The 20,651-nt window shown below is 60.6% G+C and carries 13 protein-coding genes, 2 tRNA genes and 3 rRNA genes; 9 read left to right on the top strand and 9 right to left on the bottom strand.

Annotated features, from left to right (window positions below; all coding sequences use genetic code 11):
- Positions 1-122 precede the first annotated feature (122 nt).
- The 5 genes from CCZ28_RS10580 to CCZ28_RS10560 all read right to left on the bottom strand — a co-directional run bounded on the left by CCZ28_RS10580 (position 123) and on the right by CCZ28_RS10560 (position 5,091).
- The gene (locus tag CCZ28_RS10580) at positions 123-1,334 is read right to left on the bottom strand and encodes an ammonium transporter (protein ID WP_140217862.1); all 1,212 of its coding nucleotides are present in this window, start codon (positions 1,332-1,334) and stop codon (positions 123-125) included.
- A 196-nt stretch (positions 1,335-1,530) separates the two neighbouring features.
- A complete protein-coding gene (locus CCZ28_RS10575; protein ID WP_140217861.1) occupies positions 1,531-2,115 on the bottom strand; it encodes an IMPACT family protein in 585 nt (194 codons plus the stop codon).
- Entirely contained in the window at positions 2,112-2,777 is a 666-nt protein-coding gene (locus CCZ28_RS10570; protein ID WP_074528455.1) for a TetR/AcrR family transcriptional regulator, read from the bottom strand. Before CCZ28_RS10570 ends, CCZ28_RS10575 begins: the two co-directional genes overlap by 4 nt.
- A 70-nt stretch (positions 2,778-2,847) precedes the next feature.
- Positions 2,848-4,224 carry a uracil-xanthine permease family protein gene (locus CCZ28_RS10565; RefSeq protein WP_140217859.1) on the bottom strand — a complete coding sequence of 459 codons (1,377 nt, stop codon included), beginning with the start codon at positions 4,222-4,224 and terminating at the stop codon, positions 2,848-2,850.
- 69 nt (positions 4,225-4,293) lie between these two features.
- Complete coding sequence (locus CCZ28_RS10560; protein WP_140217857.1) at positions 4,294-5,091, bottom strand: outer membrane protein OmpK; 798 nt, start codon at positions 5,089-5,091, stop codon at positions 4,294-4,296.
- 285 nt (positions 5,092-5,376) lie between these two features.
- Here CCZ28_RS10560 and CCZ28_RS10555 point away from each other — a divergent pair, with 285 nt between their 5' ends.
- From CCZ28_RS10555 to rrf, 6 genes are all read left to right on the top strand, one after another.
- Positions 5,377-5,754: a hypothetical protein gene (locus CCZ28_RS10555; protein ID WP_140217855.1), complete on the top strand. Its 378-nt coding sequence runs from the start codon at positions 5,377-5,379 to the stop codon at positions 5,752-5,754.
- A 509-nt stretch (positions 5,755-6,263) separates the two neighbouring features.
- Positions 6,264-7,800: ribosomal RNA gene (locus tag CCZ28_RS10550) — 16S ribosomal RNA — on the top strand.
- A gap of 96 nt (positions 7,801-7,896) precedes the next feature.
- Positions 7,897-7,973: transfer RNA gene (locus CCZ28_RS10545), tRNA-Ile, on the top strand.
- Positions 7,974-7,979: 6 nt separating this feature from the next.
- Positions 7,980-8,055, top strand: a tRNA-Ala gene (locus CCZ28_RS10540).
- A 317-nt stretch (positions 8,056-8,372) separates the two neighbouring features.
- Positions 8,373-11,265: ribosomal RNA gene (locus tag CCZ28_RS10535) — 23S ribosomal RNA — on the top strand.
- Positions 11,266-11,423: 158 nt separating this feature from the next.
- Positions 11,424-11,539, top strand: a 5S ribosomal RNA gene (gene rrf, locus CCZ28_RS10530).
- The 16S, 23S and 5S rRNA genes sit together here with 2 tRNA genes alongside, the layout of an rRNA operon.
- A gap of 452 nt (positions 11,540-11,991) precedes the next feature.
- Here the strand turns inward: rrf and cmoB are convergent.
- From cmoB to lon, 4 genes are all read right to left on the bottom strand, one after another.
- A complete protein-coding gene (gene cmoB, locus CCZ28_RS10525; RefSeq protein ID WP_140217853.1) occupies positions 11,992-12,960 on the bottom strand; it encodes a tRNA 5-methoxyuridine(34)/uridine 5-oxyacetic acid(34) synthase CmoB in 969 nt (322 codons plus the stop codon).
- Positions 12,957-13,694: a carboxy-S-adenosyl-L-methionine synthase CmoA gene (gene cmoA, locus CCZ28_RS10520; protein ID WP_140217851.1), complete on the bottom strand. Its 738-nt coding sequence runs from the start codon at positions 13,692-13,694 to the stop codon at positions 12,957-12,959. The genes cmoB and cmoA overlap by 4 nt, the downstream gene beginning before the upstream one ends.
- Before the next feature lie 63 nt (positions 13,695-13,757).
- Positions 13,758-14,150, bottom strand: coding sequence for a protease inhibitor I42 family protein (locus CCZ28_RS10515; RefSeq protein WP_058764184.1), 393 nt, complete (start codon positions 14,148-14,150; stop codon positions 13,758-13,760).
- A gap of 63 nt (positions 14,151-14,213) precedes the next feature.
- Positions 14,214-16,604 carry an endopeptidase La gene (gene lon, locus CCZ28_RS10510; protein ID WP_140217849.1) on the bottom strand — a complete coding sequence of 797 codons (2,391 nt, stop codon included), beginning with the start codon at positions 16,602-16,604 and terminating at the stop codon, positions 14,214-14,216.
- A 244-nt stretch (positions 16,605-16,848) separates the two neighbouring features.
- Between lon and CCZ28_RS10505 the strand changes: the two genes are divergently transcribed.
- From CCZ28_RS10505 to CCZ28_RS10495, 3 genes are read left to right on the top strand one after another with little or no spacing between them, the layout of a single operon-like run.
- Positions 16,849-17,496, top strand: a complete 648-nt coding sequence (locus CCZ28_RS10505) for a methylamine utilization protein (RefSeq protein WP_167509295.1) — start codon at positions 16,849-16,851, stop codon at positions 17,494-17,496.
- A complete protein-coding gene (locus CCZ28_RS10500) occupies positions 17,480-19,798 on the top strand; it encodes a putative bifunctional diguanylate cyclase/phosphodiesterase (protein WP_140217845.1) in 2,319 nt (772 codons plus the stop codon). The genes CCZ28_RS10505 and CCZ28_RS10500 overlap by 17 nt, the downstream gene beginning before the upstream one ends.
- Before the next feature lie 14 nt (positions 19,799-19,812).
- Positions 19,813-20,646, top strand: coding sequence for a DUF3034 family protein (locus CCZ28_RS10495; RefSeq protein ID WP_140221322.1), 834 nt, complete (start codon positions 19,813-19,815; stop codon positions 20,644-20,646).
- Positions 20,647-20,651 lie beyond the last annotated feature (5 nt).

Here is a 20,651-nt window from a genome sequence, read left to right as displayed (position 1 = left end):
TCCTTGGCCCTGTGTTCATTTCTTCGCCAGTCGCCGGCGAAGCGGTCTGGATGGCGTTCTCGTGACTTCATGCACGGGTTATCCACATCCCTGTGCACGCGCCCTGTGGGTAACCCGAGCGGTCAGCCGTCGTGGCTGTTGGCGGCGATGCGATGGATCGACAGATCGGCGCCCTGGTATTCCTCTTCCTGACTCAGGCGCAGCCCCAGCAGCGCCTTGAGCAGACCGTACACCGCCAGCCCGCCGACCAGCGCGATGGCGATGCCCAGCGCCGTCCCGGCCAGCTGTGCCATGAGACTCACGCCGCCCAGTCCGCCGAGCGCCGTCTGACCGAACAGACCGCAAGCGATACCACCCCAGGCACCGCAGAGTCCGTGCAGCGGCCATACGCCCAGGACGTCATCCAGCTTCCAGCGCGTCTGCACGGCGGTGAAGGCCCAGACGAACAGGGCGCCTGCCACCAGCCCCGTGACCAGCGCGGCGATGGGATGCATCAAGTCGGAGCCGGCACAGACGGCGACCAACCCAGCCAAGGGGCCGTTGTGCAAGAAGCCCGGGTCGTTGCGTCCCAGCAGCAGGGCAGCGGCTGTCCCCCCGACCATGGCCATCAGCGAATTCAGCGCCACCAGGCCGCTGACGCCCGCCAAGCTCTGGGCGCTCATCACGTTGAAGCCGAACCAGCCGACGATCAGGATCCAGGAACCCAGCGCCAGGAAGGGAATGTTCGACGGCGGAAAGGCCACCAGGCGACCCTCCCGATAACGACCCTGCCGCGGGCCCAGCAGCATCACCGCGGCCAGCGCCAGCCAGCCGCCCACCGCATGGACCACCACCGAGCCGGCGAAGTCGTGGAAGCGCGCCCCGAACAATGCCTCGAAGCCATCCTGCAGGCCCAGGTTGTTGTTCCACATCAGGCCCTCGAAGCTGGGATAGACGAAGGCCACGATCAACGCGGTGGCGCACAGTTGCGGGACGAAGCGGGCGCGCTCGGCGATCCCCCCGGAGATGATCGCCGGAATGGCTGCGGCGAAGGTCGCCAGGAAAAAGAACTTCACCAGTCCATAGGCACTGTCGGCGGTCAGTACCTGGGCCGGGGCGAAGAAGGTCACGCCATAGGCGATCCAGTACCCGACGAAGAAGTACACCAGGGTCGAGATGGCGAAATCGGCGAGAATCTTGGACAGGGCATTCACTTGATTCTTGTGCCTGACCGTACCCGCTTCGAGAAAGGCGAAGCCGGCGTGCATGGCCAGCACCATCACGGCGCCGAGCAGCAGGAATAGGGTATTGGCACTGTGGACCAGGGTGGCCACGGCGGAAGGCAGTTCGTTCATCAAGGCAGTCGTCTGAAAGAGTTGCACCAAAAACATGCCTTTCGGCTGCTTTTTGATCGCTTTTGGTGCGATACGCAGCTCTTTGGCAGGTTCAGTCTTGCCGCCAGACGAAACACAGGGCCGGGCTAGCGCAGCATTGCGCCAAGGCGGTGCGAGTCGTGAGGGCGTGCACCGCTAAAAAGCAAAGGTCGTGCCGCTAAATGGCGCGCAAAACGATACGACCGCTGCTGACATTGGCCAGTAGCGTCGCCAGCTCATCCCGGCGCTGTGGCTCCACGGCGATCTGCAGTGCGACTTCCAGCGCCTGGTAGTCTTCAGCAAGCACCACGACATCCAACGTCATCAATCGCGCCTTGATCAGTGGCCATTCCGCATAGGTGCAGGAGAAACCAAGGCTCTCACGCACCACCAGGGGTTGCTTGTCCGCCTGCTGCAGACAACGGGCAGCGCAACCGCCATAGGCCCGCACCAATCCACCCGTTCCCAGCTTGATCCCGCCGTACCAGCGGATGACCACCACGACGACCTGATCGCACTCCTGCCCCTCGATGGCCGCCAGGATCGGCCTGCCTGCGGTGCCGCCAGGCTCGCCGTCATCGTTGAAGCGGTATTGATTACCGAGCTTCCAGGCCCAGCAATTGTGCGTCGCGGTGGGCACGCTCACCCGTTCGAGGAAGGCCATGGCGGCTTCCACGCTGGTGACCGGAGCGGCGAGCGCGAGGAAACGACTCTTGCGCACCTCTTCTTCGCAGGAGGCTTCGCTACTGAGGGTGAAGGTCATGGGGTTGCGGCTGTCTTGAGGCCGAGACCCTTGAGGATGACATGGGTGAGCGTTTGCGCCGCTTCCTCGAAATCCTGGCGGGTCAACCGGGTACGGCCCGTCACCCGACAGATCTGGCTGGCGAAGTCGGCATAGTGCTGGGTGCTGCTCCACAGCAGGAAGATGAGATGGACCGGGTCCACCGGGTCCATCTTCCCCGCGGCGATCCAGGCGTCGAACACCGCGGCCCGGCTGCGAAACCAGGTCTGATAGTCCTGGTTGAAGTATTCATACAGGCAGGTGCCGCCACCGATGATCTCCATGGCGAAGATCCGCGAGGCCAGCGGCTGGCGCCGGGAGAATTCCAGCTTGGCGCGGATATAGCGGGCCAGCGCCTCGGCCGGGTCGTCATCCACGGTCAGGTGGTTAAAGGTGCTGTCCCACAACTCGAGGATGTTGCCCAGCACCGCCATGTAGAGGCCGAGCTTGTTGTTGAAATAGTAGTGGAGGTTGGCCTTGGGCAGCCCAACGCGCTGGGCGATGGTATTCATGCTGGTGCCCTTGAAACCGTGGCGGGCGAATTCCTCCTCCGCCGCGATCAGGATCGACTCCTCATTCTTCTGCCGAATCCGTCCGGCTGGCTTGTCCTGGCCGGCATGGTGCGCGGGTACGAGTAGGGTCATGACAACTGCAGGGTCCGAAGGCGAGGTTGGCATCAATAGCGCACCCCCCGCCTCGGACACAAGCCTCGACTCAAGGGTGTGGCGCCGGCGTGCTGCATTCTGTCGCCTGAGCGGTTCGCTCCTCGGGTAGCAACAGGTTGAGCAGGATAGCGGTGATACCGCCGCTGGTGATCGCGGTATCGAAGAGATTCTTCACCAGGGGTGGCAACTGATCCAACAACATCGGCTGACTGGCAATGCCCAGCCCCACGCCCAGCGAGGTGGCGATGATCAGCAGGTTGCGGCGATCCAGGCGGCATTGCGCCAATAGGCGGATACCCGCTGCCGCCACACTGCCGAACAGCACCAGGGTGGCGCCACCCAATACCGGCTTGGGGATCTGCTGCAGGATGGCGCCCAGCACCGGGAACAGCCCCAATAGCAGCAGGATGCCGCCGATCCAATAGCCCACGTAGCGGCTGGCCACGCCGGTCAGTTGGATCACCCCGTTGTTCTGCGCGAAGGTAGTGCTGGGAAAGGTATTGAAAGTCGCCGCCAACAGACAGGCGACACCATCACCCAATACCCCACCCCGGAGGCGCCTTATATAGGCCGGTCCCTCGATGGGCTGCCGCGAGATCAGGCAGTTGGCGGTCAGGTCGCCGGTGGTTTCTATGGTGCTGATCACATAGATCAACGCCACGGGCAGAAAGGCCGACCAGTCGAAGGCGAAACCGAAGTGGAAGGGGAGGGGGACGCTAACCAAAGGTAGTGATGGCAAGGGCTGTGGCTTCAGCAGGCCGCAGGCCCAGGCAGCCAGTGACCCTACCAACAGACCGATCACCACCGCCGATAGCCGTAGCCAGGGCCGCCGCGACAGATTCAGGGCGATGATGATGACCAAGACCAGGCCACCCAGTGCCAGATTGGCCGGTGCGCCGAAGTTCGTCGCCTTGGCGCCACCACCGAGGTCGGTGATGCCCACCCTGATCAGGCTGACACCGATCAGCGTGATCACGATGCCCGTCACCAGTGGCGTGATCACCCGACGCAACAGCCCCAGGCAGCGACTCAGGCCGATCTGGACGAAGGCGCCGAAGAAGCACACCCCGAAGATCATCGCCAGAATGTCCTCCGGCGTGCCACCGCGCTGCTTGACCAGCATCCCCGCCGCCAGCACGGCTGACAGGAAGGCGAAGCTGGTGCCCTGCAGGCAAATCATGCCTGCCCCCAGGCCGCCAGCCCCCCGGGCCTGCAAGAAGGTGCCGACGCCCGACACCATTAGGCCCATGCTGATCAGATAGGGCAGGTGCTCATGCAGGCCCAGCACGCCAGCGATGATCAGCGGTGGCGTGATGATGCCGACGAAGCTTGCCAGCACGTGCTGCAGAGCGGCGCAAAAGGCGGCAAGAGGCGCTGGGCGCTCTTCCAGGCCATAGAGAAGATCGTCCTGAAGGGGAGTGGTCATGAGTGGTTCCTCGCATCGGCTCTGCCGACATGAACGACAGCTCCAGGGCCGCAGGCGGCCCTGGACGATTTAGAATTGATACTTCACCAAAAAGCTGAAGACACTCTGGTCGGTACGGAAACCCTTGCTGTCCTTGATGCCGTACTTATCTGACCAGTAGTCGTACTCGGTACCCACATAAAGATGCTTGGCGTCGTAGCCCAGGGCCTTGCCCAGGTCGTACTTGATCTGCGGATTGAAGTGCAGGTTGGCGTGATAGCTGCCCTTGTTGTTCATCACCCAATCCATATAGCCATCGATGAGCAGATCCGAATTGCCCAGGGGCAGGGTGTAGGCCCATGCCGGCGTCAGCTGCCAGGCACCCGAGGGGGCACTGCCGCCATCGGGTTTGCGGTAGTAGAGATTCAAGCGGAAATAGTTGAAGCCTGGCACCTTGAGATCGAAGCCTGGGCCGATCAGGTAGTTGCGCTGATCATTACCAGCCCCCCTGCCATCGTTCTGGTTGTATTCCAGAGTCGTGGCCAGCAGGACATCGCTGACGGGACCGAAGGAGAGATCCTTGCCGGAAAGTTTGCCAAACGACAGCCGTGGGCTGACTTCGCCATAGAAGCCCTGGTGCCCATCGCTGGGATTGCTCGCCCCGTTGAACCAGATGCTATCGACGAACAGGAAGAGATCGCCCCAGGTCCAGGAGCTGGCATGTTCGAAGGTGACCGTCTGCTGGATGCGCGGATCGACCCGGAAATCCTTGCCATATAGATAGGTGAGGCTTTCGCCATGCCACAGCAGCGGACTGTCGGCGGCGTTGGCCGCGCCAGCGGCCATCAGACTGCTCGTCAGTAACGTGGCGATAACGATTTTTTGCATTTCGGCTCCCCAGAAGACTCTCTCATTGTGAGTTCCTGTCCTTGTGGTCAGGTCTCGCCGTGGTTAGCAAGATCGAAGCCAATAGTTCTTAATTTTAATAATTTTATTTATTTCAATAACTTAGGATATGTTTTGGATGATTTTTGCTAGTCGACTGGCTCTTGAACCTGACCACTCGCTCAGTTTTTGTGCGTGACCGGCGCTCGTTCGGGCTGTGTGCTTCGAAAGAGAGCGCGATTCCGGCTGGCCGGTGATAAGGTTCGTAACGACCTGGAGGAGACCGTCATGAAGTGGCTTGCTGGTGTTTTCGCGACCCTGCTCTGTAGCGCCTCTGTATTTGCCCAGGTCCCCCAGGGCGGTACAGGGCAACCGGGCATCCTCATGGTGACCCGCGGCGATGCCTATTCAGGCTCGGGCTGCGATATCGGCTTGATAATCCAGGGACGCCTGGCCACTACCCTCATGGCCGGCCAGAGTGCTTCCTTCAATCTCCCGCCTGGCGAAGTCTCGGTGAGTCTTACCTCTTCCGGTCCCGGCGCCTGTGCTGCCCCCATGGCCAGCAGCGTCTCCCAGTCCATCCTGCTAGCACCGGGCGAGATCAAGCAGTACCGGATCATCGCGACCGAGGCGGGCTATCGCCTGGCGCCTACCCCTCTTTATTGAAGATTCTTGAAATAACCTGTTGACCTGCTCCGAAACTCCCCTATAATGCGCCCCACTTCCGGCGCAGACGCTGAAGGGGCTTGAAAATCAAGCACTTAGATCTGAGCCGGGCGAGGGGTCTACAGAGTCCTCGCCATTGAGTCTTCACCTCAGGGTGCTGACGAAATGAAGGGGAGGGGTTGACAGCGTCTTGGGGTGCTGTAGGATTCGCCTCCCGCTGCCGCGATCGGTTGATCTGGTCACGGTGGTGCAAGTGGTTGAGTTGAAACGAAAAAGTTCAAATCAACGCTTGACAGGATGTGAGGCTAGCGTAGAATGCGCGCCTCGGTTGACGACACGGTCGCAACCAACTGCTCTTTAACAAGTTGAATCAAGCAATTCGTGTGGGTGCTTGTGAGATAAGTCTGATGTCGCAAGATTATCAGCAACACAAGTAACTCGTGAATTCATGAGTTTTTTGCGATTGCTGAGCCAAGTTTAGGGTTTTCTCAAAACCCGATCAGTCTACTTAACTGAAGAGTTTGATCATGGCTCAGATTGAACGCTGGCGGCAGGCCTAACACATGCAAGTCGAGCGGATGAGAGGAGCTTGCTCCTCGATTCAGCGGCGGACGGGTGAGTAATGCCTAGGAATCTGCCCAGTAGTGGGGGACAACGTTTCGAAAGGAACGCTAATACCGCATACGTCCTACGGGAGAAAGTGGGGGATCTTCGGACCTCACGCTATTGGATGAGCCTAGGTCGGATTAGCTAGTTGGTGGGGTAAAGGCCTACCAAGGCGACGATCCGTAACTGGTCTGAGAGGATGATCAGTCACACTGGAACTGAGACACGGTCCAGACTCCTACGGGAGGCAGCAGTGGGGAATATTGGACAATGGGCGAAAGCCTGATCCAGCCATGCCGCGTGTGTGAAGAAGGCCCTCGGGTCGTAAAGCACTTTAAGTTGGGAGGAAGGGCTTACAGCGAATACCTGTGAGTTTTGACGTTACCAACAGAATAAGCACCGGCTAACTTCGTGCCAGCAGCCGCGGTAATACGAAGGGTGCAAGCGTTAATCGGAATTACTGGGCGTAAAGCGCGCGTAGGTGGCTTGATAAGTTGGATGTGAAATCCCCGGGCTCAACCTGGGAACTGCATCCAAAACTGTCTGGCTAGAGTGCGGTAGAGGGTAGTGGAATTTCCAGTGTAGCGGTGAAATGCGTAGATATTGGAAGGAACACCAGTGGCGAAGGCGACTACCTGGACTGACACTGACACTGAGGTGCGAAAGCGTGGGGAGCAAACAGGATTAGATACCCTGGTAGTCCACGCCGTAAACGATGTCAACTAGCCGTTGGGATCCTTGAGATCTTAGTGGCGCAGCTAACGCATTAAGTTGACCGCCTGGGGAGTACGGCCGCAAGGTTAAAACTCAAATGAATTGACGGGGGCCCGCACAAGCGGTGGAGCATGTGGTTTAATTCGAAGCAACGCGAAGAACCTTACCTGGCCTTGACATGCTGAGAACTTTCCAGAGATGGATTGGTGCCTTCGGGAACTCAGACACAGGTGCTGCATGGCTGTCGTCAGCTCGTGTCGTGAGATGTTGGGTTAAGTCCCGTAACGAGCGCAACCCTTGTCCTTAGTTACCAGCACATTATGGTGGGCACTCTAAGGAGACTGCCGGTGACAAACCGGAGGAAGGTGGGGATGACGTCAAGTCATCATGGCCCTTACGGCCAGGGCTACACACGTGCTACAATGGTCGGTACAAAGGGTTGCCAAGCCGCGAGGTGGAGCTAATCCCATAAAACCGATCGTAGTCCGGATCGCAGTCTGCAACTCGACTGCGTGAAGTCGGAATCGCTAGTAATCGTGAATCAGAACGTCACGGTGAATACGTTCCCGGGCCTTGTACACACCGCCCGTCACACCATGGGAGTGGGTTGCTCCAGAAGTAGCTAGTCTAACCTTCGGGAGGACGGTTACCACGGAGTGATTCATGACTGGGGTGAAGTCGTAACAAGGTAGCCGTAGGGGAACCTGCGGCTGGATCACCTCCTTAATCGAAGATGTCAGCTTGCTGACAAGCTCCCACACGAATTGCTTGATTCACTGATAGAAGAGCAATTGAGTTAGATAGACTCAAGGTAAGACGATTGGGTCTGTAGCTCAGTTGGTTAGAGCGCACCCCTGATAAGGGTGAGGTCGGCAGTTCGAATCTGCCCAGACCCACCAATCGATGGGGCCATAGCTCAGCTGGGAGAGCGCCTGCTTTGCACGCAGGAGGTCAGGAGTTCGATCCTCCTTGGCTCCACCATTTCCTTGGTGGCCCATGCGCGTCACTGCCAGTCACCTGACTAACACAATTGCTTGAAAGCTCAGACATGAGCGTTTGATGCACCGCTTGGTGCTGCCCAAACTCTGATGTCTGGTCTTTGATCAGAACTGTTCTTTAAAAAATTGGGAAAGTGATAGAAGTAGACTGCATTGATTGTTTTCACTGGCAATCGATGTCGTCAAGGTAAAATCTTGCGAACTCAAGCGCAAGTTTTCGGCGAAATGTCGTCTTCACTCATCTAACGCCTGCAGATCGGTAGCATCCTTGGATGCCAGCGAGATTGCTTGGGGTTATATGGTCAAGTGAAGAAGCGCATACGGTGGATGCCTTGGCAGTCAGAGGCGATGAAAGACGTGATAGCCTGCGATAAGCTTCGGTGAGGTGGCAAATGACCTGTGACCCGGAGATCTCTGAATGGGGGAACCCACCTAGGATAACCTAGGTATCTTAACCTGAATCCATAGGGTTAAGAGGCGAACCAGGGGAACTGAAACATCTAAGTACCCTGAGGAATAGAAATCAACCGAGATTCCCTTAGTAGTGGCGAGCGAACGGGGACCAGCCCTTAAGTTGATTTGAGAGTAGCGGAACGCTCTGGAAAGTGCGGCCATAGTGGGTGATAGCCCTGTACGCGAAACGCTCTTATCAATGAAATCGAGTAGGACGGGGCACGAGAAACCCTGTCTGAATATGGGGGGACCATCCTCCAAGGCTAAATACTCCTGACTGACCGATAGTGAACCAGTACCGTGAGGGAAAGGCGAAAAGAACCCCGGAGAGGGGAGTGAAATAGAACCTGAAACCGTATGCGTACAAGCAGTGGGAGCCTACTTTGTTAGGTGACTGCGTACCTTTTGTATAATGGGTCAGCGACTTATTTTCAGTGGCGAGCTTAACCGAATAGGGGAGGCGTAGCGAAAGCGAGTCTTAATAGGGCGTCTAGTCGCTGGGAATAGACCCGAAACCGGGCGATCTATCCATGAGCAGGTTGAAGGTTAGGTAACACTGACTGGAGGACCGAACCCACTCCCGTTGAAAAGGTAGGGGATGACTTGTGGATCGGAGTGAAAGGCTAATCAAGCTCGGAGATAGCTGGTTCTCCTCGAAAGCTATTTAGGTAGCGCCTCATGTATCACTCTGGGGGGTAGAGCACTGTTTCGGCTAGGGGGTCATCCCGACTTACCAAACCGATGCAAACTCCGAATACCCAGAAGTGCCGAGCATGGGAGACACACGGCGGGTGCTAACGTCCGTCGTGAAAAGGGAAACAACCCAGACCGTCAGCTAAGGTCCCAAAGTCCTGGTTAAGTGGTAAACGATGTGGGAAGGCTTAGACAGCTAGGAGGTTGGCTTAGAAGCAGCCACCCTTTAAAGAAAGCGTAATAGCTCACTAGTCGAGTCGGCCTGCGCGGAAGATGTAACGGGGCTCAAACCAGGCACCGAAGCTACGGGTATCACCTCTGGTGATGCGGTAGAGGAGCGTTCTGTAAGCCTGTGAAGGTGAGTTGAGAAGCTTGCTGGAGGTATCAGAAGTGCGAATGCTGACATGAGTAACGACAATGCGAGTGAAAAACTCGCACGCCGAAAGACCAAGGGTTCCTGCGCAACGTTAATCGACGCAGGGTGAGTCGGTCCCTAAGGCGAGGCTGAAAGGCGTAGTCGATGGGAAACGGGTTAATATTCCCGTACTTCTAGTTACTGCGATGGGGGGACGGAGAAGGCTAGGCCAGCTTGGCGTTGGTTGTCCAAGTTTAAGGTGGTAGGCTGATCGTTTAGGTAAATCCGGACGGTCAAGGCCGAGAGCTGATGACGACCCTTCTTTTAGAAGGGGAAGTGGTTGATGCCATGCTTCCAGGAAAAGCCTCTAAGCTTCAGGTAACTAGGAACCGTACCCCAAACCGACACAGGTGGTCGGGTAGAGAATACCAAGGCGCTTGAGAGAACTCGGGTGAAGGAACTAGGCAAAATGGCACCGTAACTTCGGGAGAAGGTGCGCCGGTGAGGGTGAAGGGTTTACCCCGTAAGCTCATGCCGGTCGAAGATACCAGGCCGCTGCGACTGTTTATTAAAAACACAGCACTCTGCAAACACGAAAGTGGACGTATAGGGTGTGACGCCTGCCCGGTGCCGGAAGGTTAATTGATGGGGTTAGCGCAAGCGAAGCTCTTGATCGAAGCCCCGGTAAACGGCGGCCGTAACTATAACGGTCCTAAGGTAGCGAAATTCCTTGTCGGGTAAGTTCCGACCTGCACGAATGGCGTAACGATGGCGGCGCTGTCTCCACCCGAGACTCAGTGAAATTGAAATCGCTGTGAAGATGCAGTGTATCCGCGGCTAGACGGAAAGACCCCGTGAACCTTTACTGTAGCTTTGCACTGGACTTTGAGCTTGCTTGTGTAGGATAGGTGGGAGGCTTTGAAGTGGGGACGCCAGTTCCCATGGAGCCATCCTTGAAATACCACCCTGGCAACCTTGAGGTTCTAACTCTGGTCCGTCATCCGGATCGAGGACAGTGTATGGTGGGCAGTTTGACTGGGGCGGTCTCCTCCTAAAGAGTAACGGAGGAGTACGAAGGTGCGCTCAGACCGGTCGGAAATCGGTCGCAGAGTATAAAGGCAAAAGCGCGCTTGACTGCGAGACAGACACGTCGAGCAGGTACGAAAGTAGGTCTTAGTGATCCGGTGGTTCTGTATGGAAGGGCCATCGCTCAACGGATAAAAGGTACTCCGGGGATAACAGGCTGATACCGCCCAAGAGTTCATATCGACGGCGGTGTTTGGCACCTCGATGTCGGCTCATCACATCCTGGGGCTGAAGCCGGTCCCAAGGGTATGGCTGTTCGCCATTTAAAGTGGTACGCGAGCTGGGTTTAGAACGTCGTGAGACAGTTCGGTCCCTATCTGCCGTGGACGTTTGAGATTTGAGAGGGGCTGCTCCTAGTACGAGAGGACCGGAGTGGACGAACCTCTGGTGTTCCGGTTGTCACGCCAGTGGCATTGCCGGGTAGCTATGTTCGGAAGAGATAACCGCTGAAAGCATCTAAGCGGGAAACTTGCCTCAAGATGAGATCTCACTGGAGCCTTGAGCTTCCTGAAGGGCCGTCGAAGACTACGACGTTGATAGGTCGGGTGTGTAAGCGCTGTGAGGCGTTGAGCTAACCGATACTAATTGCCCGTGAGGCTTGACCATATAACACCCAAACAATCTGACCGTGTGTCAGAGCGTGAGGAAGACGACGCCGAAAACGACGCGTGGGTTCGCAAGACCCAAGACGACACGTTTACTTCTGTCACCGACCCAATTGGGCCAACCAGGCAGCGTCATCGCCTGGCCAGCCAACCGAATTGCTTGACGAACATAGAGCATTGGAACCACCTGATCCCTTCCCGAACTCAGAAGTGAAACGATGCATCGCCGATGGTAGTGTGGGGTTTCCCCATGTGAGAGTAGGTCATCGTCAAGCGCCTAATACCCAGCACCCCCGCTCAGTTCATTCTGGCGGGGGTGTTGTCTTTGGGGCGGGAAAAAGTTTGGCTGGGCCTCGGGGCGCCTAGGCGCTGGGGGCAGAGAATTGGCCAGCGAAAGCCTGGGGCTAAGTCGCTGAGGTTGCCCTCACCCTAGCCCTCTCCCGGGGGAGAGGGGACCAGGAGCGGAGTGGCGGAGAGCTTGGCGCAGAGCCTGCTAGACGGTCACTGGTGGCACTCCGAAAAGAGCAAAATTGCCACAACAGCCCGGCTGCGCCGGGCTGTTGTGGCCATGGCAGTCCGCCGATGCGGCCGCTCTTACTAGGAGGCAAGTCGTAGGAGCGGCCCATGGCCGCGATCAGCTGGATGTTGGGCGTCGTTGCGCTCAACCCAACCTACCACAGCGTTACAAGAGCAAGAAAAAGCCCGGTAGATGCCGGGCTTTTTGCGTTCAGGGTTTGCGGGCTATCAGGGTGGCGCGCAGGGGGGCGGGGAGGCCTTCGACGGTCAGGCGTGGGTCTTCCGCATTCAGGAAGTCCGGCAGCGATTGGAAGCCCATCCATTCGGTGGAGCGCTGTTCGTCTACCGTCGTGGGGGTGAGGTCCACCAGGCGGACGTCGCGGTAACCGGCGCGTTGCAGCCAGAGTTGCAGGGCGGCCGCGGAGGGCAGGAACCAAACGTTGCGCATCTGCGCGTAGCGGTCTTCGGGTACCAGAACGGTGGTGGCATCGCCTTCGACGACCAGGGTTTCCAGGACCAGCTCACCGCCGCTATCGAGGCAGTTCTTGAGGTCCAGCAGATGATCGATGGGTGAGCGGCGGTGATAGAGCACACCCATGGAGAAGACCGTATCGAAGCCGCCTTCCAATGCAGGCAATTCTTCCAGCGTAAGGGGCAGGTGCCAGGTGGGCAGGTCGGGCAGATAGCGGCGCAGGGCCTGGAATTGGCAGTGGAACAGCCAGTTGGGGTCGACGCCGATCACGGTGCTGGCTCCGGCGCCGAGCATGCGCCACTGGTAGTAGCCATTGCCGCTACCGACGTCCAGGACACGCTTACCCTGCAGGTCGAGGTGCGGAGATACCCGATCCCATTTCCAGTCGGAACGCCATTCGGTGTCCAGGTGCAGGTCGAACAGTTGGAAGGGGCCTTTGCGCCAGGGACGCAGTTGCAACAGGGCATCGCGCAGTGCCTGGTATTGCTCGGTGGAAAGACTGCCGTCGAGGCGCAACCTGTCGCGTAATTCAACGTGCTCGACGACGAGGTCGGGCAGGGCATCGAGGCCGGCCTGCCAGCGCTGGAGGTCGCCATGACCTCGAGCGTACTTGGCGGCCAGTACGGCTTCGAGGGCGTGGGACCAACTGGCGAGTGGGGTGTCCGCAAGGGCCTGTTGCAGTTCAGCGATATAAGCAGGCAGGGTCATGGCAGGGCGATCAGGGAGGCGAAGTTCAGGCATTGGAACCAGGGGACGACAGTGGAGAAGCCAGCGGCCTGCAAGCGGGCGCGGTGTTCGTCCAGGGTGTCGGTCAGCATGACATTTTCCAGCGCGGTGCGTTTCTGCGCGATTTCCAGCTCGCTGTAGCCATTGGCGCGTTTGAAGTCCAGGTGCAGGCCGTTGAGCAATTGCTGGGTCTGGTCGTCCGGGAAGCGGATCTTTTCCGATAACAGCAGGGCGCCACCGGAGAGCAGACTGGAACGCAGTCGGCCGAGTAGGGGCAGACGGTGTTCCGGTGCGATGAACTGCAGGGTGAAGTTGAGGGCGATGACCGAGGCCGGCTCGAGCGAAGCTTCGAGGATATCGGCTTCCATGACATCCACCGGCAGCAGCTCCTCATGCATGGAATCCTGGGCACTCAGGTATTCACGACAGCGGGTGACCATGGCCGTGGAGTTGTCGATGGCCACCACGCGGGCACCTTGGACGCGGACGTGGCGTCGCAGGGCTTGGGTGACGGCGCCCAGCGAGCAACCGAGGTCATAGAGGCGGCTGTTGGGCTGGGCGAAACGCGCAGCGATGACGCCGAGGTTTTCGACGATGGTGGGGTAACCCGGCACGGATCTCTTGATCATGTCGGGAAAGACGCGCACCACGTCTTCGTTGAAGGTGAAGTCGGCAGGAGGCTGCGGCGACGCGAACAGGCGGTCGGCTTCGCTCATGGGCGGTACCTGGAAAATCGAAAGGGGGCATTGTACCCCCGGCCGGTGACGCAGGACGCTGCTCTAGCGGATTTCGATGCGGCAGTCGAAGCGCGCCTGGGGCTCGGCCTCGGCATCCCAGGGTTGGCGGGCCTGGAGTTCGAGGTGGGCCGTGCCGGCACTCTGGGCACGGAAGCGCCAGAGAGACTGACCGGCGCTACCGACGCCGCCTTGATCCTGGCGTTGTTCGCGGAAGACTTCCGGACCCAGCTGCTTGAGGTTGTCGCTGCGCTGGAGAATGGTCCAGCGATAGCCGCTGGTGGGATCGCTGGGCAGGGTCAGCGTCAGCTCCTGGCCGGTGTGCATGGCCAGCGGGGTGCATTCGCTGTCGTCGCCAAGGATGAGGTTGCCGCTCGGCTGGGTGCTGCTGCAACCGGCCAGCAACAGGCAGCTCCAGAACAGGTGGCGGGGGGACATGGAAACCTCCGGGGTATGACGGCAAAACGCAGAGCATACCCCAAGAGGCCGGGCGGTCGGCTTTTAGAAGAGCACCTTGGCCACGTCGGCGAAGCGCCGGGCGAAATGAACGGTCAGGCCTTCCTTGAGGTAGGCGGGCAGCTCCTCGAAGTCACCGCGATTGGGCTCCGGCAGGATCAGTTCATTGATCTTCTGGCGCCGCGCGGCGATGACCTTTTCCCGGACCCCACCGATGGGCAGTACCTGGCCGGTGAGGGTCAGCTCGCCGGTCATGGCCACGTTCTTCTTCGGTGCCTGGTTGCGCGCCAGCGACAGCAGGGCGGAGGCCATGGTGATGCCAGCGCTGGGGCCGTCCTTGGGCGTGGCGCCTTCGGGAACGTGCAGGTGCACGAAGGCCTGGTCGAAGAAGTTCGGGTCGCCCTTGAAGTCCTTGAGATGGGCGGTGACGTAGCTGTAGGCGATCTCGGCCGATTCCTTCATGACATCGCCGAGTTGGCCGGTGAGCTTGAAGCCGCGGTTCAGGGTATGGATGCGGGTCGCCTCCACCGGCAGGGTGGCGCCGCCCATGCTGGTCCAGGCCAGGCCGGTGATGATGCCGGCGCCGGAGAGCACCTGCTCCTTGCGGAAGGTGGGCTTGCCCAGGTAGTCCTCGAGATCCGAGGCGCCGATCTTGATCTTGAGTTCTGGCGTCTCGATGAGCTTGACCACGGCCTTGCGTACCAGCTTGCCCAGCTGCTTTTCCAGTTGCCGCACGCCGGCCTCGCGAGCGTAGCCTTCCACCAGGGCCTTCAGGGCGCTGTCGGTCAGGGTCAGGCGGTCCTTGGGCACACCGGCCTTGTCCAGTTGCTTGGGCCACAGGTGGCGCTTGGCGATGGCCTGTTTCTCCTCGGCGATGTAGCCGGAGAGACGGATGACCTCCATACGATCCAGCAGCGGACCGGGGATGGAGTCCAGGGTGTTGGCGGTACAGACGAACAGTACCTTGGACAGGTCCAGGCGCAGGTCCAGGTAGTGGTCGAGGAAGTCGACGTTCTGCTCCGGATCCAGCGTCTCTAGGAGTGCCGAGGCGGGATCGCCCTGGTAGCTCTGGCCCATCTTGTCGATCTCGTCGAGCATGATGACCGGGTTCATCACCTTGACGTCGCGCAGGGCCTGGACGAGTTTGCCGGGCATGGCGCCGATGTAGGTGCGGCGGTGGCCCTTGATCTCGGCCTCGTCTCTCATCCCACCGACGCTGAAGCGATAGAAGGGGCGGCCGAGGGACTCGGCGATGGACTTGCCGATGCTGGTCTTGCCCACGCCGGGCGGACCTACCAGCAGCACGATGGAGCCGGCCACCTCGCCCTTGAAGGCCCCTACGGCGAGGAATTCGAGGATGCGATTCTTGATGTCATCGAGCCCGGCATGGTGCCGGTCGAGCACCTTGCGCGCGCGTTTGAGGTCGAGTTTGTCCTGGCCATGGACGCCCCAGGGCAGGTCGGTGGCCCAGTCCAGGTAGTTGCGGGTGACGCCATATTCGGGCGAGCCGGTTTCGAGGATGGAGAGCTTGTTGAGCTCGTCGTCGATGCGCTTCTGCGCCGCCTCGGGCAGGACCTTGCCGTCCAGGCGCTGGCGGAAGCTTTCGATATCGCTGCTGCGATCATCCTTGGTGATACCCAGTTCCTGCTGGATCAGCTTGAGCTGTTCCCTGAGGAAGAATTCGCGCTGGCGTTCGTTGATCTTGCGATTGACCTCGGCGGAGAGCTCCTTCTGCAGGCGCGCGACCTCCACTTCCTTGCGCAGCAGCGGCAGGACTTTCTCCATGCGCTGCAGCATGGGCACGGTGTCGAGCACCTGCTGCAGTTCATCGCCCGGGGCGGTGGTCAGGGCGGCGGCGAAGTCGGTCAGCGGCGAGGGATCGTTGGGGCTGAAGCGGTTGAGGTAGTTCTTCAGCTCTTCGCTGTAGAGCGGGTTGAGCGGCAACAGCTCCTTGATGGCGTTGATCAGCGCCATGCCGTAGGCCTTCACCTCGTCGCTGGGATCGGGGCTGGGGCGCAGGTGTTCGACTTCCACCAGGTAGGGCGGACGCTGGCGGCGCAGCCAGCCGCGAATACGCACCCGGGAGATGCCTTGGGCGACGAATTGCAGTTTGCCGTCCTGGCGGCTGGCGTGGTGGATGCGTACCAGGGTGCCGTGCTGCGGGAGCTGATCGGGATCGAAGTCGTTGGCGTCCGCGGGTGGCTGGTCCATGTAGAACAGCGCGAGGCAGTGGTGATCGGTCTTGGCCACCAGCTCCAGGGTTTCCGCCCAGGGCTCTTCGTTGACGATGACGGGCAGGACCTGCGCCGGAAAGAATGGCCGGTTATGGATGGGAATGATGTAGAGCTTGTCGGGAAGATTCTGGCCGGGCAGTACCAGGCCGGTCTGGCCGGCTTCTTCGCTGAGAATTTCCGCTTGATTATCCTGATCGCTCATTGGCGTACCTTGGGCTTGGATGTGAGGCCAACATGGGGCGAGCCCGTGGCTTTTTCAACGCAGGGCGACTCTTGTCTCTCTTGACCGCCGCTGGTTGGGCGAAGTGCGACCGCTGGGGTGATGAGTCATCGCTTGTCTGATAAAGAATCCCTGACTATTGCCGCTAAAGCAGAGGTCACGCCGAATAGCCGGCGTTGAATCGGACAGGCGTGTGGTAGGTCAGGCAGTGAACAATAAGCAGGTGATGGTGGGGTTGCTGGCGTTGGCGTTGGGCACCACGCAAGCCGCGGAGGTCGCGGTTCAGGTGGTCGACAGCCAGGATGCGCCGCTGGCGGATGCGGTGGTGATGGTGTCCGGACAGGGGTTGCAGCCCGAGCGGCATTCCGCGGCCATCGACCAGCAGAATCGCCGTTTCGTCCCCCATGTCCTGGTCGTGCCCACGGGGACGGCGGTCAGTTTTCCCAACACCGACGACATCCGCCACCAGGTGTATTCCTTTTCCAGTCCCAAGCATTTCGAGCTACCGCTCTATCACGGCATTCCCAGTACGCCGGTGGTGTTCGATCAACCCGGCGTGGTGGTGGTGGGCTGCAACATCCATGACTGGATGGTGGGCTATGTCTACGTAACGGCCGCAGGGCGCTCCGCGGTGACCGATGGTCAGGGCCGTGCCCGATTGGAGGTGCCGGACGGCCATTATAAGCTGGCACTTTGGCATCCCGATCTGAGCGACAAGCGCGAGATCGCCCAGCCCGATCTGAACGTAGCTGGCAAGCCGGTGACCCTCAGGCTCCAACTGGCGGTGCAGCCGAAACCGCAACCCGCGGAGCCGGCCAGCTCGGCCTTCGAGGACGCCTTCCACAAGGCGGCACACGATGAAACTCATCCATAGTTTTCAGACCCGCATCGCCGGCAGTCTCTTCCTGCTGATGCTGGTGGTGATTGCGCTGGTCTATCTCACGGTCAAGGCCGCGACCGAAGCCAGTGTGGTCCGGCAGTCCTACGATCAGCTCGATACCGGTGCGCGGGTCTTCCGCCAGGTGCTGGATAGCCGTTGTCGCCGGTTGAACGACGCGGTGCAGGTGCTGGCGGCCGATTTCGGCTTTCGCGATGCCGTGGCCAATGGCGATGTGCCGACCCTGAGGTCGGTGCTGGCCAACCACGGCGCACGGGTTGGCGCCGGTGATACCTATTTGCTGGATCTGGACGGTCGGCTGATGGCCAGTACCGTGGCGGCCCATAGCCAGGGCGAACGCCTGCCCGCGCCGACGGCTGCAGGCAACGATGGCAGTTGCGTGGTGGCAGGTCCGGGTCTGCCGCTGCTAAGGGTAACCGTGCCGGTACGGGCGCCGTTACCCATCGCCCAGGTGGTGATGACCTTCGCCATGGATCAGGCCATGGCGAAGGAATTTCGCTCGCTGATCAACCTGCATGTGGTGTTCCTGGGCGGTGCGTCGGCCGTGGCCAGCACGCTGCCGGTCGAGCAGAGCCGATTGCTGGTGCAGGCGGCTGCCGGGGCGCCGACGGTGGGCGATACCTGGCAGGTGACCCTGGCGGGTCATCTCTATCAGGTCCAGCGGCTGACGCTGGGCGCGAACGACAGTCCGGTGTACATCTATCTGCTGCGCTCGCTCGACGTCGCCTTGGCCGAGTTCGAGCCTTTGCTGCGGCAACTTGCGCTGATTGCCGGGGGCGCGCTGCTCGCGGCGCTGCTGGGTGCCCTGTTGCTGGCGCGCAACCTGGCGCAGCCGCTGCGCCAGCTGTCGGTGGTGTCCTGGCGAATTGGCCAGGGCGATTATTCGGTGAAGGTGGACGTGCAGCGGCGCGATGAATTCGGCCGGCTGGGACGGGTGCTCGAGGGGATGCGGCAGGGTATCGCCGAGCGGGAGCAGCGCCTTAACCACAACGCCCTGCACGATCCCTTGACCGGCCTGCCCAATCGGATGTTGGCCGAGGAGCGGCTACGGGTGTTCATGGCGACCCAGGCGCAGGTATCGCTGCTGTATGTGGGCCTGGATGACTTCCAGACGATCAACGAGAGCGCCGGGGTCGCTGGCGGCGATCATATTCTCAAGGTGGTGGCCGAGCGCGCCCAGATCCTGCTCGCCGGCCGTGGCTGCGTTTCCCGTCCGGTCGGCGACGAGTTCCTCGTGCAGGTGTGTCGCATGAGTCTCGAAGGCGCGGTGGGGTTGGCCGAGGAGCTGCGCCTGCTGTTGGCCGAACCCATTGAGTGGGAGGGCCAGGTATTCCGGCTCTGCTGTCGGATCGGGGGCGCCGAGTATCCGCGCCACAGTGACGATGCCGGCGTGCTGATCGAGCGTGCCCGTGGCGCTATGCTCGATGCCGGCCAGCTGCCGGATCGCCTGCGGGTCTATGACGAGGGACGCGATGCGGCCCAGCAACGACGGCTGCAGTTGGTCCACGACCTGCCACTGGCGGACGAGCGCGGCGAGCTGATGTTGGTGTTCCAGCCCAAGGTGGCCTTGCGTGGCGATGGGTCGCCTCAGGCGGAGGTGTTGCTGCGCTGGCGGCACGCCGAGCTGGGGATGATTTCGCCTGGTGAGTTCATTCCCCTGGCCGAGCGCAGTGGCAGCATGGCTGGGCTCACGCGCTGGGTGATCCAGACGGCCATTCGTCAACTGGCGCTCTGGCAGGCCGAGGGGCGCGAAGTGAAGGTGTCGCTGAACGTCTCCGCGGTGGATCTGGCCGACAGCCAGCTGCCGGAGCGGGTGATCCGTTGGCTCGACGAGGCAGGGGTGTCGGCGCGACAGCTGACCTTCGAGATCACCGAGAGCGCCATCATGGCCGATCCCGAGTCCGCCATTGCCCTGCTCAAGCGCCTCTCCGTCATGGGCATCCGGTTGTCGGTGGACGATTACGGCACCGGCCAGGCCTCGCTGGCACATCTCAAGCGCCTGCCAGTGGACGAGCTGAAGATCGATCAGTCCTTCATCAGGGAGTTGGAGCCGGGCAACGATGACGCCGTCATCGTGCGTTCGACCATCGAGATGGGGCACAACCTGGGTCTGGAAGTCGTCGCCGAGGGCGTCGAAGAAGGTCGCACCCTGGCACTGTTGCGCAGTTGGGGTTGCGACGTGATCCAGGGCTACTACATCAGCCGCCCGGTTCCGGCCGGAGAGTTCGAAGCCTGGATGGAACGGCAGGCCGAGCCAGCGGTAGAGGAGCTTTCGTGAGGCGGTGGTGGTTGATGGGCCTGGCGCTGCTGGCGACGGGGGCGCAGGCTGAGGGTGGCAAGTTGCTGGCTACCGGCGGCGCCAGCAGTTTGGAGGGCGCCGCGGGCGGCGGTATCACGCCCTGGGCGGTGATCGGTGGCTATGGCGAAAGCGGGCAGCCCGGGGCGACGGCCTTCGCCACCCGCGTATGGACCGGCGATTACCGACTCGATGTGGCCGGCGCCGCGGTGGCCTACGACAACCGGGTGGAGCTGTCCTATGCTCGCCAACGGTTGGACATGCCAACCCTGAGGCGCCGGTTGAGTCTCGCTGAAGACAGCCTCAGCCAGGATGTCGTGGGCGCCAAGGTGCGCCTCGCCGGTGATCTGATCTACGACCGGATGCCGCAGGTGAGCCTGGGTATCCAGTACAAGCATCAGCGCGATTTCGCCATTCCCGCCGCGGTGGGTGCCCAGCGCGACAGTGACGTGGAAGGTTATCTGGGCGCCAGTCGGCTGTTTCTCGGTGGGGCCTTCGGCTACAACCTGCTGGTGAACGCCGGACTGCGCTACAGCCGCGCCAACGAGCTGGGGCTGCTCGGTTTCGGTGGCGATCGCAACGACAGTCGCCAGTGGCTCAAAGAGGGCTCGGCGGCGGTGTTCCTCAATCCGCACTGGGCTGTGGGGATGGAGTATCGGCAAAAGCCGCAGAATCTGTCCTTCACCCATGAGAGCGACTGGGTGGATACCTTCGTCGGCTATTTCCCCAACAAGCACCTGTCGCTGGTGCTGGCCTACGCCTGGCTGGGCGAGATCGCCACCCTGGACCACCAGCAGGGCCTCTACCTGTCGTTGCAGGGGAGCTACTGATGAAG

It is taken from the genome of Pseudomonas oryzihabitans (genome assembly GCF_006384975.1).
Lineage (GTDB): Bacteria > Pseudomonadota > Gammaproteobacteria > Pseudomonadales > Pseudomonadaceae > Chryseomonas > Chryseomonas psychrotolerans_B.
Note: the sequence above shows the minus strand (reverse complement) of the source record. Positions and strands in the feature narration are given on the sequence as shown.

Coding starts and splice junctions, on each gene's coding strand:
- CCZ28_RS10580 (WP_140217862.1), bottom strand. CDS start 1,334: ATGAACGAACTGCCTTCCGCCGTGGCCACCCTGGTCCACAGTGCCAAT.
- CCZ28_RS10575 (WP_140217861.1), bottom strand. CDS start 2,115: ATGACCTTCACCCTCAGTAGCGAAGCCTCCTGCGAAGAAGAGGTGCGC.
- CCZ28_RS10570 (WP_074528455.1), bottom strand. CDS start 2,777: ATGACCCTACTCGTACCCGCGCACCATGCCGGCCAGGACAAGCCAGCC.
- CCZ28_RS10565 (WP_140217859.1), bottom strand. CDS start 4,224: ATGACCACTCCCCTTCAGGACGATCTTCTCTATGGCCTGGAAGAGCGC.
- CCZ28_RS10560 (WP_140217857.1), bottom strand. CDS start 5,091: ATGCAAAAAATCGTTATCGCCACGTTACTGACGAGCAGTCTGATGGCC.
- CCZ28_RS10555 (WP_140217855.1), top strand. CDS start 5,377: ATGAAGTGGCTTGCTGGTGTTTTCGCGACCCTGCTCTGTAGCGCCTCT.
- cmoB (WP_140217853.1), bottom strand. CDS start 12,960: ATGACCCTGCCTGCTTATATCGCTGAACTGCAACAGGCCCTTGCGGAC.
- cmoA (WP_140217851.1), bottom strand. CDS start 13,694: ATGAGCGAAGCCGACCGCCTGTTCGCGTCGCCGCAGCCTCCTGCCGAC.
- CCZ28_RS10515 (WP_058764184.1), bottom strand. CDS start 14,150: ATGTCCCCCCGCCACCTGTTCTGGAGCTGCCTGTTGCTGGCCGGTTGC.
- lon (WP_140217849.1), bottom strand. CDS start 16,604: ATGAGCGATCAGGATAATCAAGCGGAAATTCTCAGCGAAGAAGCCGGC.
- CCZ28_RS10505 (WP_167509295.1), top strand. CDS start 16,849: ATGGTGGGGTTGCTGGCGTTGGCGTTGGGCACCACGCAAGCCGCGGAG.
- CCZ28_RS10500 (WP_140217845.1), top strand. CDS start 17,480: ATGAAACTCATCCATAGTTTTCAGACCCGCATCGCCGGCAGTCTCTTC.
- CCZ28_RS10495 (WP_140221322.1), top strand. CDS start 19,813: ATGGGCCTGGCGCTGCTGGCGACGGGGGCGCAGGCTGAGGGTGGCAAG.